Annotated in this window: 19 protein-coding genes and 1 pseudogene; all 20 read left to right on the plus strand. The window is 45.4% G+C overall.

Features of this window, described 5'->3' with window-relative positions:
• Nucleotides 1-141 precede the first annotated feature (141 nt).
• Nucleotides 142-555 (plus strand): annotated as a pseudogene (gene rplC, locus F6J94_RS20875) (50S ribosomal protein L3); the annotation flags it as partial.
• Nucleotides 556-698: 143 nt separating this feature from the next.
• Nucleotides 699-1,331, plus strand: coding sequence for a 50S ribosomal protein L4 (rplD, locus tag F6J94_RS20880; RefSeq protein ID WP_293043874.1), 633 nt, complete (start codon nt 699-701; stop codon nt 1,329-1,331).
• Nucleotides 1,324-1,626, plus strand: coding sequence for a 50S ribosomal protein L23 (locus F6J94_RS20885; protein ID WP_075895721.1), 303 nt, complete (start codon nt 1,324-1,326; stop codon nt 1,624-1,626). The genes rplD and F6J94_RS20885 overlap by 8 nt, the downstream gene beginning before the upstream one ends.
• A gap of 123 nt (nt 1,627-1,749) precedes the next feature.
• Nucleotides 1,750-2,613: a 50S ribosomal protein L2 gene (rplB, locus tag F6J94_RS20890; protein ID WP_070390685.1), complete on the plus strand. Its 864-nt coding sequence runs from the start codon at nt 1,750-1,752 to the stop codon at nt 2,611-2,613.
• A gap of 111 nt (nt 2,614-2,724) precedes the next feature.
• On the plus strand, nt 2,725-3,000 hold the full coding sequence (gene rpsS, locus F6J94_RS20895; RefSeq protein ID WP_071102183.1) for a 30S ribosomal protein S19: 276 nt from the start codon (nt 2,725-2,727) through the stop codon (nt 2,998-3,000).
• Between the two features lie 50 nt (nt 3,001-3,050).
• Nucleotides 3,051-3,410: a 50S ribosomal protein L22 gene (rplV, locus tag F6J94_RS20900; RefSeq protein ID WP_071102182.1), complete on the plus strand. Its 360-nt coding sequence runs from the start codon at nt 3,051-3,053 to the stop codon at nt 3,408-3,410.
• A 76-nt stretch (nt 3,411-3,486) separates the two neighbouring features.
• Nucleotides 3,487-4,212, plus strand: coding sequence for a 30S ribosomal protein S3 (rpsC, locus tag F6J94_RS20905; RefSeq protein ID WP_293043876.1), 726 nt, complete (start codon nt 3,487-3,489; stop codon nt 4,210-4,212).
• 85 nt (nt 4,213-4,297) lie between these two features.
• Nucleotides 4,298-4,717, plus strand: coding sequence for a 50S ribosomal protein L16 (gene rplP / locus F6J94_RS20910; RefSeq protein WP_071102180.1), 420 nt, complete (start codon nt 4,298-4,300; stop codon nt 4,715-4,717).
• A 3-nt stretch (nt 4,718-4,720) separates the two neighbouring features.
• Complete coding sequence (rpmC, locus tag F6J94_RS20915; protein WP_293020896.1) at nt 4,721-5,002, plus strand: 50S ribosomal protein L29; 282 nt, start codon at nt 4,721-4,723, stop codon at nt 5,000-5,002.
• Nucleotides 5,003-5,010: 8 nt separating this feature from the next.
• On the plus strand, nt 5,011-5,259 hold the full coding sequence (gene rpsQ / locus F6J94_RS20920) for a 30S ribosomal protein S17 (RefSeq protein ID WP_071102179.1): 249 nt from the start codon (nt 5,011-5,013) through the stop codon (nt 5,257-5,259).
• A 151-nt stretch (nt 5,260-5,410) separates the two neighbouring features.
• A complete protein-coding gene (gene rplN, locus F6J94_RS20925; RefSeq protein WP_070390681.1) occupies nt 5,411-5,779 on the plus strand; it encodes a 50S ribosomal protein L14 in 369 nt (122 codons plus the stop codon).
• Nucleotides 5,779-6,141 carry a 50S ribosomal protein L24 gene (gene rplX, locus F6J94_RS20930; protein ID WP_293043877.1) on the plus strand — a complete coding sequence of 121 codons (363 nt, stop codon included), beginning with the start codon at nt 5,779-5,781 and terminating at the stop codon, nt 6,139-6,141. The genes rplN and rplX overlap by 1 nt, the downstream gene beginning before the upstream one ends.
• A gap of 156 nt (nt 6,142-6,297) precedes the next feature.
• Complete coding sequence (gene rplE, locus F6J94_RS20935; RefSeq protein ID WP_293020893.1) at nt 6,298-6,843, plus strand: 50S ribosomal protein L5; 546 nt, start codon at nt 6,298-6,300, stop codon at nt 6,841-6,843.
• A gap of 23 nt (nt 6,844-6,866) precedes the next feature.
• A complete protein-coding gene (gene rpsH / locus F6J94_RS20940) occupies nt 6,867-7,268 on the plus strand; it encodes a 30S ribosomal protein S8 (protein WP_008191196.1) in 402 nt (133 codons plus the stop codon).
• A 267-nt stretch (nt 7,269-7,535) separates the two neighbouring features.
• A complete protein-coding gene (gene rplF / locus F6J94_RS20945; RefSeq protein WP_293043878.1) occupies nt 7,536-8,075 on the plus strand; it encodes a 50S ribosomal protein L6 in 540 nt (179 codons plus the stop codon).
• A gap of 3 nt (nt 8,076-8,078) precedes the next feature.
• A complete protein-coding gene (gene rplR, locus F6J94_RS20950; RefSeq protein WP_008191189.1) occupies nt 8,079-8,441 on the plus strand; it encodes a 50S ribosomal protein L18 in 363 nt (120 codons plus the stop codon).
• Nucleotides 8,442-8,556: 115 nt separating this feature from the next.
• Nucleotides 8,557-9,078, plus strand: a complete 522-nt coding sequence (gene rpsE / locus F6J94_RS20955) for a 30S ribosomal protein S5 (RefSeq protein ID WP_008191187.1) — start codon at nt 8,557-8,559, stop codon at nt 9,076-9,078.
• A gap of 101 nt (nt 9,079-9,179) precedes the next feature.
• Nucleotides 9,180-9,629 carry a 50S ribosomal protein L15 gene (rplO, locus tag F6J94_RS20960; RefSeq protein WP_070390675.1) on the plus strand — a complete coding sequence of 150 codons (450 nt, stop codon included), beginning with the start codon at nt 9,180-9,182 and terminating at the stop codon, nt 9,627-9,629.
• A gap of 44 nt (nt 9,630-9,673) precedes the next feature.
• The gene (secY, locus tag F6J94_RS20965) at nt 9,674-11,014 is read left to right on the plus strand and encodes a preprotein translocase subunit SecY (RefSeq protein WP_071102175.1); all 1,341 of its coding nucleotides are present in this window, start codon (nt 9,674-9,676) and stop codon (nt 11,012-11,014) included.
• 124 nt (nt 11,015-11,138) lie between these two features.
• Nucleotides 11,139-11,702: an adenylate kinase gene (locus tag F6J94_RS20970; protein WP_293043879.1), complete on the plus strand. Its 564-nt coding sequence runs from the start codon at nt 11,139-11,141 to the stop codon at nt 11,700-11,702.
• Nucleotides 11,703-12,077 lie beyond the last annotated feature (375 nt).

Here is a 12,077-nt window from a genome sequence, read left to right on the forward strand (position 1 = left end):
GATTTTTGCAGCGGGCGTCAGAGACGAAAAGTTACCGGAAGGTCCAATTGTATTGCCCAGACCAGGTCCGACGTTGGCGATAGAGGTTGCAGAAGCCGTTACCGCCGTCATGAAATCGAGACCGGTTGCGCCAAGTAAAATGGACCCTTACGCCACCTACGTGAGTACCGCGTGGATGATAGCAGTAAGTTTGAACTGGGTCAGCCAGTCAATACCGATATGTTCAGTATTGGTCAAATTGTCGATGTCAGCGGTAAAACCATTGGTCGCGGGTTTGCCGGTTATCAGAAAAGTCACAACTTCAGGCGAGGACCGATGGCTCATGGTTCCAAAAACCACCGCCTCCCAGGTTCCACTGGAGCAGGGACAACCCCTGGTCGTACCTATCCAGGTAAGAAAATGGCTGGTCGTTACGGCGGTACCAAGGTGACAATTCGCAAACTTGAGTTAGTCAAGATAGATGCAGAGCGCAATTTGCTACTGATTAAAGGTGCAGTTCCCGGTAAACCAGGGACACTATTGAGCATTGCACCAACTAATAAAGTCGGACGTTAGTCAGAACGAAAAAGCAATTAGCTCCCTCATCGTTAGGTGTAAGCCTGATGTATATGTAACTGTTTATTTTTACTACTAGCACTGAGTGCTGAAAAGCTAACAGCTAATTGCTAAATGCTTGGTCCCTAAGAAGGAGAGAACAAATGGTAGATTGTTCAGTGCGAAACTGGCAAGGGGAAGAAGTAGGGCAGGCAACACTCCAGATGCGAGTTGCCAAAGAAGAAAACGCTGCCCACATTGTTCACCGGTCACTGGTTAGACAAATGGCCAATGCTCGTCAAGGCAATGCTTGTACAAAAACTCGTTCCGAAGTTAGAGGTGGAGGACGCAAACCTTGGCGACAAAAGGGAACCGGTCGTGCTCGTGCTGGTTCGAATCGTTCACCCCTATGGCGTGGTGGTGGTGTGATCTTTGGTCCGAAACCCAGAGACTATAGCCAGAAAATGAACCGCAAAGAGCGTCGCTTGGCTCTAAGAACAGCGTTTATGAGTCGAGCCGAGGATTTGATTGTGGTAGAGGAATTTGTTGAGCAACTACCACGACCCAAAACCAAGGATGTGGTGGCAGCAATTGGTCGGTGGGGAATTGAGCCTGAGTCAAAAGTTCTCATAATCCTAGCTCAGCCAGAAGAAAAGGTTTATTTGTCAGTCCGTAACCTAGCAACTGTCAAGTTGATTTATGCCACCAACTTGAATATCTATGATATCATAGCCGCTGATAAAATCGTGACCACTAACACGGCTCTTACCAAAATTCAGGAGGTTTACAATGACTGAGTATAACCCCCGTGACCTTGCTGATTTGGTGATTCGCCCAATTGTGACTGAGAAGGCGACCCTACTGATGGAGCAGAACAAGTATGTCTTTGATGTGATTATCAAAGCGACAAAGCCACAAATTAGAGCCGCGATTGAAAGTCTTTTTGAAGTGAAAGTGGTGGCAGTAAATACCCTACGTCCGCCACGTAAAAAGCGTCGAGTGGGAAGATTTGTAGGTTACAAACCCCAGTACAAACGGGCGATTGTTACCCTAGCTCCAGGAGATTCCATTACTCTATTCCCAGACGTATAAAACTGGCTAATTGCTAAATGCTAATTATTAATTTGATTAATTGCCAATTGGTAGATTGTCAATTGTTAAGACAAACTAGTCAAGACAAACTAGTCAAGACAAACTAAGTAAAAAATACTTGTTATGGGCATCCGTAGCTATAGACCATACACCCCAGGCACTCGTCAGGGTACTGTCTCAGACTTCGCTGAGATTACTCGGACTGAGCCAGAAAAATCCCTAACCAAGTCTAAGCATCGTAAAAAAGGTCGCAATAATCGCGGTGTTATTACCTGTCGCCATCGCGGTGGCGGACATAAGCGTCTATACAGGGTAATTGACTTCCGCCGGGATAAGCACAATATTCCAGCAAAAGTGGCAGCAATTGAGTATGACCCCAATCGGAATGCTAGGATTGCGCTCCTCTACTATCAAGATGGGGAAAAGCGATATATCTTGCATCCTGTGGGTTTGGAAGTGGGGTCAAGCATCATATCTGGGCCTGACTCTCCCATCGAAATAGGCAATGCCTTGCCCCTAAAGGATATTCCCTTAGGCACAAACGTGCATAACGTTGAACTGATCCCAGGGCGAGGAGCACAGATTGTTCGTGCTGCCGGGGCAACTGCTCAAGTGCAAGCAAAAGAAGGTGACTATGTCACCCTAAAGCTGCCCTCTAGTGAAGTCAGGATGTTGCGTAAAGAATGCTACGCCACTATTGGACAGGTCGGTAATGTTGAAGCGAGAAACTTGAGTTTAGGCAAAGCTGGTCGCAATCGACATAGAGGCCGTCGTCCCCAAGTACGGGGCAGTGTAATGAACCCGGTAGATCACCCCCATGGCGGTGGTGAGGGTAGAGCTCCGATTGGTAGAAGTGGTCCAGTAACCCCCTGGGGTAAACCAGCCTTGGGAGCCAAAACTCGTAAGGTCAAAAAGCAAAGTAGTTCTTTAATTGTCCGGCGTAGGCGGAAATCCTCGAAGCGAGGGCGCGGCGGTCGCGATTCTTAAGGAGTTGAACGTTAAAGTTAGCAGGTTAAAGGTTGTAACTAGCAACTACTAACTACAAACTAGCAACTATTAACTACCAACTAACAACTAAAAACTAACGAGCGTTGAATTATGGGTCGTTCATTAAAAAAAGGTCCTTTTATAGCCGATAGTCTTCTGACTAAGATTGAAACCTTGAATGCTAAAGGCCAAAAACAGGTGATTAAAACCTGGTCAAGAGCCTCAACCATTGTGCCGCAGATGGTAGGTCACACCATTGCCGTTCATAACGGGCGGACACATGTACCAGTTTTTATCAATGAGCAGATGGTAGGTCATAAGCTGGGCGAATTTGCCCCGACTCGAACATTTCGGGGACATGTTAAGGATGGTAAGGCCCGTCGTTAAAGTGATTAGTTCAGTAGTTAGTAGCTATAAAGAAAGCAAATGATGGAACGATGGCGATAGACACTACAGCAGAAACTAAAGCGATCGCACGCTACATTCGAATGTCTCCAAGTAAGGTCAGGCGAGTACTTGACCAAATTCGAGGGCGTTCCTATCGGGAAGCTCTGATCATTCTGGAATTCATGCCCTACCGGGCTTGCCAACCAGTATTGAAAGTACTACGCTCCGCTGTTGCCAATGCTGAACACAATTCAGGTATTGACCCGGCTAGCTTATACATCACTAAAGCTTTTGCGGATATGGGACCAAGCTTGAAGCGATATCGACCAAGGGCTCAAGGTCGTGCTTATCAGATTCGCAAGCCAACCTGTCATATCACAGTGGCTGTTTCTCCAGAAGTAGATGATTAGTTAGTGAGTTAATTGAGAATTACCAAGGGCAAACACTAATAGCGCTATGGCTCGATAATAGGGAAAGAAAAGAACAGTGGGACAGAAAATACATCCAATTGGTTTTCGGCTAGGTATCACGCAAGAGCATCGCTCTCGCTGGTTTGCCGACTCAAAGCGTTATCCGCTTCTGTTGCAGGAAGACTACCAAATCAGACAATATGTTGATAAAAACCTCAATAATGCTGGAATTTCTGACATCCGGATTGAGCGCAAAGCTGACCAGATTGATTTAGAAATTCATACAGCTCGACCTGGGGTAGTTGTTGGTCGTGGTGGCAGTGGTATTGAGTCTTTGCGTGTCGGTCTGCAAAAAGCCCTGCACAACAGTCGTCAAATTCGCATCAACGTTGTAGAAGTATCGCGGGTGGATGCAGATGCTACCCTAATTGCCGAGTACATTGCCCAACAACTAGAGCGCCGAGTTTCCTTCAGACGAGTGGTTCGTCAAGCAATTCAGCGGGCTCAGCGGGCTGATGTCCAAGGCATTAAAGTTCAGGTAGGTGGTCGGTTAAATGGAGCTGAAATTGCCCGAAGCGAGTGGACTCGTGAAGGACGAGTTCCCCTCCATACCCTCCGGGCAAATATTGACTATTCCTACAAAACGGCTCAAACCATTTATGGAATTTTGGGCATTAAAGTTTGGGTGTTCAAAGGGGAAGTGATTCCCGGTCAAGAAGAAAAGCCTACCCCTAACACAGCTCAACCTCGTCGCCGTCAGCCAAAACGCCGCCAGCAGTTTGAAGACCGGTCAAATGACTAGTTACTAATGACTAGTCATTTTCAAATTGCTTGCTTGTTAATTGTCAGTTTTCAGTTTTCGATTTTCAATTAACAAAGAACAAATTATGTTAAGTCCAAAAAGAACAAAATTTCGCAAACAGCACCGGGGAAGAATGAAGGGTATGGCCACTCGTGGCAGTACCATTAACTTTGGTGATTATGCGCTGCAAGCCACAGAACCAGCTTGGATTACCTCCCGCCAAATCGAAGCAGGTCGTCGGGCAATGACCCGCTACGTTCGTCGTGGTGGCAAAATCTGGATTCGAATTTTCCCAGATAAACCAGTCACCATGCGTCCAGCAGAAACTCGTATGGGTTCTGGAAAAGGTTCCCCAGAGTTTTGGGTAGCAGTAGTTAAACCCGGTCGGATTATCTATGAAATCGCTGGGGTAAGCGAAGAGGTGGCTCGGGAAGCCATGCGTCTGGCTGCTAACAAATTTCCGATTAAATTGAAGTTCATTTCTCGTGAAGGGGAACAGGTATAAGCTATGGCTCTGCCCAAGATAGAAGATGCTAGAAGCCTGAGCGATGCCGAACTGGAGCAGGAAATTTTAGCAGCTAAGCGTCAGTTGTTTGACTTGCGCCTGCAAAAGGCAACCAAACGCTTAGAAAAACCTCACCAGTTTAAGCATCTGAAGCACCGAATCGCTCAGCTAATGACAGTAGAACGAGAACGCCAACTCGCTCAGAAAGAATCAACAGATACCTCACAAAGTGATACCCCACAATCAGAACAAAGTGATACCCCACAATCAGAATCAGACGAATAGGAAAGATTATGGCAGCAAAAGAGAGAGTTGGCCTGGTGGTCAGCGACAAAATGGACAAAACTGTGGTGGTGGCTATTGAAAATCGGTCTCCCCACCCAAAGTACGGCAAAATTGTTGTGCGTACCAAGCGATACAAAGCTCATGATGAGGAAAATAAATGTAAAGAAGGCGATCGCGTTCGGATTAGAGAAACACGACCACTGAGTCGTACCAAACGCTGGATGGTTGCTGAAATCGTCAGTAGTTCCTCAAAATAGCGAGTTAACCTTAGTCGATGTGGGTTTTCCACGACCTACCAATGTGCGTGAGATCTCGGAAGAAAATCCTTTCGGAATTGGAAACTTAGCAATGTTTAACTCATAACTCGTTTAACTCATAACTGATTACTCTATTAGAGGAGGAACACTGATGATTCAACAAGAGAGCTACCTAAACGTTGCTGATAACAGTGGAGCCAGAAAAATAATGTGCATCCGCGTTATTGGTGCTGGAAATCGGCGCTATGGTGGTGTGGGTGATGTAATTATTGGTGTGGTCAAAGATGCCATTCCGAATATGGGCGTCAAAAAGTCAGATGTAGTTAGGGCTGTGATTGTGCGCACCCGCAAGGGCCTACGTCGGGAAAGCGGTATGAGTATTCGCTTTGATGACAACGCAGCAGTAATCATAAACGCAGATGGTAATCCCAGAGGTACCCGTGTTTTTGGCCCTGTAGCGCGGGAACTGCGAGAGAAAAACTTCACAAAAATTATATCCCTTGCTCCGGAGGTGCTCTGATGGCAAGTAAACGCAAGAAGGCACAAAAAGATACCCCATTACGCTACAAAATGCACGTTAAAAAGGGCGACACGGTACAAGTGATTGCCGGTCGAGATAAAGGCAAAATTGGAGAAATCTTGCGGACGCTACCCAAAATTAGCAAGGTAGTAGTCAAAGGAGTTAACGTCAAAACTAAGCATGTCAAGCCTCAACAGGAAGGTGAGAAAGGTCAAATTGCTACGTTTGAAGCTCCAATCCATAGCTCCAACGTTATGCTTTACTCGAATAAAGAAAAAATTGCTAGCCGCATCTGCTATACCTTTACCGACGATGGTCGTAAGGTACGGATGCTCAAAAAAACTGGTGAGATTATTGACTAATTAGTCCCTAGTGCTTAATCCTTAGTCCTCAGTACTCAAAAAAGTAACAAAAAAATTACTCTTGGCAGTTACTAATGGCTAATGGTCAATGACCAATGACTAATAACTAATGACAATTGCCCTGACCAAGCCCAGGGAAATCAAAGGAAAAAAACTATGACAAAAGGGTTAAAAATCCTATACCAGGAAACAATAGTCCCCAAATTAAAAGAGCAATTCGGTTACAAAAACATTCATCAAGTACCGAAATTAGTCAAAGTTAGTCTTAACCGAGGATTAGGAGAGGCATCTCAAAATGCCAAGGCTCTGGAATCGTCGGTAAGCGAAATTGCCATCATCACCGGTCAAAAACCGGTGGTCACACGAGCAAAACAAGCGATCGCGGGTTTTAAAATCCGTGCTGGGATGCCTGTTGGTGTCACGGTTACCCTCCGTTCAGAGCGTATGTACTCCTTTCTAGAGCGGCTAATTAACTTAGCCCTACCAAGAATTCGGGACTTTCGGGGTCTTAGCCCTAGAAGCTTTGACGGTCGTGGTAACTACACTCTTGGGGTGCGAGAGCAACTCATTTTTCCAGAAGTAGACTACGACAGCATCGATCAGATTCGTGGTATGGATATTACCATAGTCACCACTGCCAACACTGACGAAGAAGGTCGCGCCTTACTCAAAGAGATGGGAATGCCTTTCCGGGAGAAATAAGCCTGTAATCATAGGAAGGAACAATGCCGGCAAACGACACAATTGCAGATATGCTGACCCGCATTAGAAATGCCTGCTTGGTTCGGCATCAAACAACAAATGTACAATCAACTAAAATGACCCGGGCGATTGCCCAAGTACTCAAAGAAGAAGGCTTTATTACTGATTTTGAGGAAGCAGGCGAAGGGGTCAAAAAATACTTAGTTGTTTCCCTAAAATACAAGGGCAACAATCGTAAACCAATTATCAGAGCCCTGAAGCGGGTGAGTAAACCGGGATTGCGAGTTTACTCCAACCGTAAAGAACTGCCAAGAGTCTTGGGAGGGATTGGGATTGCTATTATCTCTACTTCTAATGGCATCATGACCGACCGGGAAGCAAGGCGTCGGGGAATTGGTGGTGAAGTTCTGTGTTACGTATGGTAAAGGATGAAGCATGAAGGATGAAGGATATACTAAGAGCCGTCAGCTGACGCGCTACTTAAAAATCTTCTAGGCTCTAAGCTATCAGCTGAAAGCGCCTGTAGCTTAGAGCATCAGTTCGAGCAGCCAGATCAGTATATGCCCAACGGTTCGATAACAACCTAGGATTGATCGGATTAGCTGATTAACCAATTCATGACATGGTTCATACTTCATACTTCATACTTCATACTTCATACTTCATACTTCTTTAGTTAGGAGGATTATTTTATGTCACGTATTGGCAAGCGCCCTATACCAATTCCCAGTAAAGTTACTGTAACAATAGACGGTCAACAGGTTAAGGTCAAAGGGTCCAAAGGTGAACTGGAGTGGGTTTTGCCAGATACAATTAAAGCTGAGCAAGTCGATGAAACTGTACAGGTTTCCCGGCGCGAAGAAACCCGAACCGCCCGTGAAAGTCATGGTTTGTCTCGCACTTTGGTTGCCAACATGATTGAGGGAGTCTCCAAAGGCTTTGAAAAACGTTTGGACATTCAGGGAGTCGGTTATCGAGCTCAAGTGAAAGGTCGAAATCTAATTTTAAACGTTGGTTACAGCCAGCCAGTGGAGATCGTTCCTCCTGAGGGGATTGAAGTCAAAGTTGAAAACAACACCAACGTGATTGTCAGTGGCATCAACAAAGAAGTTGTAGGCAACACAGCTGCAAAAATTCGTGCAGTTCGACCCCCAGAAGTCTATAAAGGTAAAGGCATTCGATATGCCGGTGAAGTAGTCAGACGTAAAGCTGGTAAAGCAGGTAAGAAGTAAACTATGAAACTTACTCGAAAAGAATCTATACGACACAGACATAGGCGGGTACGCCGGAAAGTCAGTGGTACTGCTGAACGCCCAAGATTAGCTGTATTTCGCTCTAATGAGCACATTTATGTGCAAGTTATCGATGACAATCAGCAACATACCATAGTGGCAGCTTCAACGTTAGAACCAGCTCTGAGATCTGAACTCAAATCTGGAGCCACTTGTGAAGCCTCAGCTAAAGTGGGTCAGTTGGTGGCCCAGCGAGCACTAGAAAAAGGTCTCAAGAAAGTGGTCTTTGACCGTGGGGGCTACCTATATCATGGTCGTGTCAAAGCTTTAGCAGAAGCTGCTCGTGAAGCAGGGCTAGATTTTTAGTAAATGCTAATTAAAAATTGAGAACTGACAATTGCAATTAGTTAAGAGTTAGCAGCGATAAATTAGCTAATCTTTGATTACTTACTATCATTCATGATTTAATCTATAGCGAACTATGGCAAATCGGAGAAAAAACAACCGCTCTAAAGAAAAAGAAAGTAATTGGCAAGAGCGGGTTATCCAAATCCGCCGCGTTAGTAAGGTGGTCAAAGGGGGCAAAAAATTGAGCTTCCGCGCCATCGTAGTTGTAGGTAATGAAAAAGGTCAAGTGGGGGTTGGTGTAGGCAAAGCCAGTGATGTAATTGGTGCTGTCCGTAAAGGAGTTGCTGATGCTAAAAAGCAACTCATTGATGTACCCTTAACCAAAACTAATTCCATTCCTCACCCATCTAGAGGTAGGGCTGTAGGAGCCAAAGTGATCATGCGACCTGCTGCTCCAGGAACTGGGGTGATTGCTGGTGGTGCTGTGCGCACAGTACTTGAGTTAGCTGGAGTTAAAAATGTCTTAGCTAAACAGCTTGGTTCCAATAACCCCCTCAATAATGCTAGAGCAGCAATCAACTCTCTTGATTCCCTGCGCACATTTTCAGAGGTGGCTCAAGAACGAGATATTCCCCTTGAACAAATCTATGCATAAATTAAAAACCAGGTAGGTAGAAATAAAAGTAATATGCTCAAGGTTGACGGTTTAGCGTCAGCCGTCAATCAAAAAAAACATTTTTATCCTTACAAAAAACGATGAGAATCAATGATGCAGTCCCCAAACAAGGCTCCAAAAAGCGCCGACGCCGTGTAGGTCGTGGCATTGCTGCTGGTCAAGGGGCTAGCTGCGGTTTTGGAATGCGTGGTCAAAAATCCCGTTCAGGTCGAGGGACAAGACCTGGTTTTGAAGGGGGTCAGATGCCCTTATATCGCCGTATTCCCAAGTTAAAACACTTTACGGTCATTAACCCCAAACATTACACTACAATCAACGTAGGTAAGTTGGCATCACTTCCCGCCAATACTGAGGTAACTTTGGAATCCTTGTTGGAGACAGGTTTGGTCACCACCAATGATGGTCCATTGAAACTACTCGGTGATGGGGAGCTGAATGTGCCACTCAATATCAAAGCTGCTGCCTTTACAAGTGGTGCCCGCCAAAAAATCGAGGCGGCTGGTGGCAGCTGGGAAGTTATAGCTAAGTAACCCCTTTAGCCCTTATGCTCCTGTATCTTCAAGAGGTACCTTAAATGACTGTCAGTCGAGACAAAGCCCCAACTGCTCAAGAGACGTTTATGCAAATGGCTCAAGCGGCTGGCCTTAGAGGTCGGCTGCTTGTCACCGTTGGTTTGTTGATTTTAGCCCGCTTGGGTGTCTTTCTTCCTGTACCAGGAATTGATCGAGCCAGATTTTCAGCAGAACTGCAGAATAGCCCCTTTGTCGGTCTTTTAGACTTTTTCTCTGGTGGTGGTTTTTCCGCCCTAGGGATTTTTGCCTTGGGAATTTTGCCTTATATTAATGCTTCGATTATCCTACAACTGCTAACCGCAGCAATTCCTGCTTTAGAAAATTTGCAGAAAAATGAAGGTGAAGCAGGGCGTCGAAAAATCGGTCAGATTACCCGTTATGTTGCCCTAGGCTGGTCTGTGATTCAAAGTATTGGCTTATCGTTGTGGGCACAGCGGTTTGCTGTTGAACCAGGCGCATTCTTCGTGTTTGAAACTGTCCTTGCCCTCACGGCTGGCTCTATGTTCGTGATGTGGTTATCAGAGTTAATTACTGAACGAGGCATTGGCAACGGAGCTTCACTGTTGATTTTTGTCAATATTGTTGCTGTTTTGCCCCGCACCTTGGGTCAAACCATTGAACTGGCTCAGACCGGGGGTCGAGAAACCGTGGGTAAGGTAATTGTGCTGCTGTTAGTTTTCCTAGTCATGATTGTCGGTATTGTATTTGTGCAAGAAGGCAGCCGACGCATTCCGATTATTACTGCCAGACGTCAAGTTGGTAAGCGCCTTTACCGGGAGCGGAAAAATTATTTGCCCCTAAGGCTAAACCAAGGTGGCGTGATGCCAATTATCTTTGCCTCAGCCGTCTTAATCCTACCCACATCTCTAGCTGGAATAACTAGTGGCGATAATAGCAATGGATTGTTAGCCCCAATCAATCAAGTCCTAATTCAGATTGCCAATTATCTCAACCCCAATGGTCAAACTCCTTGGGTCTATGTTGCTGTCTATTTAGTGTTGATTTTGTTCTTTAGCTACTTCTACGCCTCCCTGATTATCAACCCAGTAGATATGTCCCAGAATTTGAAGAAAATGGGGGCAAGTATCCCTGGTATTCGACCAGGAAGAGCTACCAGTGAATATATAGAGAGAGTTTTGAACCGACTGACCTTATTAGGAGCAATTTTCCTAGGACTGGTAGCTGTAGTACCAACTGCAGTCGAAAGCGCCACTGGTGTAACCACATTTAGAGGATTAGGTGCCACATCGTTGCTGATTTTGGTGGGAGTTGCCATCGATACAGCCAAGCAAATTCAAACCTACGTGATTTCCCAGCGTTACGAAGGTATGGTCAAGCAGTAAAATCATTGGGCTTTGGAAGCAGCAGCTTTTTTCGGTGAATGAACCTCAAATTTTCGGGTCAGTTGGTTTTTGTTCATTACCTAGGACAAAAACCAACTGACACATCACCCATGACACATGACACATGAAAAGATTAATCTTTTTAGGACCTCCAGGAGCAGGTAAAGGAACTCAAGCCAAAATTGTGGCTGAACAACTAGGGATTCCTCACATTTCAACCGGGGAAATTTTGCGAGGGGCTGTTAGTGCTCAAACCCTCCTGGGTCAAAAAGCTCAGTCCTATATGGATAAGGGAGAATTGGTGCCTGACGAGTTGCTCATAGATCTGATCCGCGATCGCCTAAATCAACCCGATGCTCAAAAGGGTTGGATATTAGACGGTTTTCCCCGTAACGTCAGCCAAGCCCATTTCTTGAATGACCTGTTGCAAGAGCTTGACCAAACTTTGGATGGTGCCATCAACCTGGAAGTTCCAGATCAGGTTTTGATCGACAGACTATTGGAAAGGGGTCGTAAGGAGGGACGTACAGATGATAATGAGGAAACTATCCGCACACGTCTTGAGGTCTATAACCATCAAACAGCTCCTTTGGTGGAATTTTACCGAGAACACTCAGCTTTAAAATCTATTAATGGTGATCTCTCCTTAGAGCAAGTCACCGAATCGATTAAACAGGTTCTAGGGTAATGATTTTAGGGTAAGCCCGTGCTTAAGCGCGGAAACCCCCTGCGTCCGGCAGGTCAGCCATCATCTGACCCTATTGTAGCTAATACCATTAGCCTAATACGACTAATTTAGACTAATGGTTCTTATAATGGTTCGACCGGTGTAACCTATGCTTTGAGCTAGCCCACGGGAAAAATGCTTCCCTCACCCCGCTACTCCAAATTTGGTGGCAAAGTCATTTAGTTGGTATAATTTTGGATTTGATAAAATATGTTAAGACTCCCTGAATTAAATAATCAAAATTTAGAACCTAGGGGGATAGTTGTATTGAGGTTAAAACACGTTGGCTAAACAAGACTTAATTGAAATGGAAGGCACGGTGACCGAATCCCTGCA

Origin of the sequence: Moorena sp. SIO1F2 (assembly GCF_010672755.1) — a bacterium.
Classification (GTDB): Bacteria; Cyanobacteriota; Cyanobacteriia; order Cyanobacteriales; family Coleofasciculaceae; genus Moorena.

What these genes read in the sequence shown, in the direction of transcription:
- rplD (WP_293043874.1), top strand. Translation starts at nt 699, where the DNA reads ATGGTAGATTGTTCAGTGCGAAACTGGCAAGGGGAAGAAGTAGGGCAG.
- F6J94_RS20885 (WP_075895721.1), top strand. Translation starts at nt 1,324, where the DNA reads ATGACTGAGTATAACCCCCGTGACCTTGCTGATTTGGTGATTCGCCCA.
- rplB (WP_070390685.1), top strand. Translation starts at nt 1,750, where the DNA reads ATGGGCATCCGTAGCTATAGACCATACACCCCAGGCACTCGTCAGGGT.
- rpsS (WP_071102183.1), top strand. Translation starts at nt 2,725, where the DNA reads ATGGGTCGTTCATTAAAAAAAGGTCCTTTTATAGCCGATAGTCTTCTG.
- rplV (WP_071102182.1), top strand. Translation starts at nt 3,051, where the DNA reads ATGGCGATAGACACTACAGCAGAAACTAAAGCGATCGCACGCTACATT.
- rplP (WP_071102180.1), top strand. Translation starts at nt 4,298, where the DNA reads ATGTTAAGTCCAAAAAGAACAAAATTTCGCAAACAGCACCGGGGAAGA.
- rpmC (WP_293020896.1), top strand. Translation starts at nt 4,721, where the DNA reads ATGGCTCTGCCCAAGATAGAAGATGCTAGAAGCCTGAGCGATGCCGAA.
- rpsQ (WP_071102179.1), top strand. Translation starts at nt 5,011, where the DNA reads ATGGCAGCAAAAGAGAGAGTTGGCCTGGTGGTCAGCGACAAAATGGAC.
- rplN (WP_070390681.1), top strand. Translation starts at nt 5,411, where the DNA reads ATGATTCAACAAGAGAGCTACCTAAACGTTGCTGATAACAGTGGAGCC.
- rplX (WP_293043877.1), top strand. Translation starts at nt 5,779, where the DNA reads ATGGCAAGTAAACGCAAGAAGGCACAAAAAGATACCCCATTACGCTAC.
- rplE (WP_293020893.1), top strand. Translation starts at nt 6,298, where the DNA reads ATGACAAAAGGGTTAAAAATCCTATACCAGGAAACAATAGTCCCCAAA.
- rpsH (WP_008191196.1), top strand. Translation starts at nt 6,867, where the DNA reads ATGCCGGCAAACGACACAATTGCAGATATGCTGACCCGCATTAGAAAT.
- rplF (WP_293043878.1), top strand. Translation starts at nt 7,536, where the DNA reads ATGTCACGTATTGGCAAGCGCCCTATACCAATTCCCAGTAAAGTTACT.
- rplR (WP_008191189.1), top strand. Translation starts at nt 8,079, where the DNA reads ATGAAACTTACTCGAAAAGAATCTATACGACACAGACATAGGCGGGTA.
- rpsE (WP_008191187.1), top strand. Translation starts at nt 8,557, where the DNA reads ATGGCAAATCGGAGAAAAAACAACCGCTCTAAAGAAAAAGAAAGTAAT.
- rplO (WP_070390675.1), top strand. Translation starts at nt 9,180, where the DNA reads ATGAGAATCAATGATGCAGTCCCCAAACAAGGCTCCAAAAAGCGCCGA.
- secY (WP_071102175.1), top strand. Translation starts at nt 9,674, where the DNA reads ATGACTGTCAGTCGAGACAAAGCCCCAACTGCTCAAGAGACGTTTATG.
- F6J94_RS20970 (WP_293043879.1), top strand. Translation starts at nt 11,139, where the DNA reads ATGAAAAGATTAATCTTTTTAGGACCTCCAGGAGCAGGTAAAGGAACT.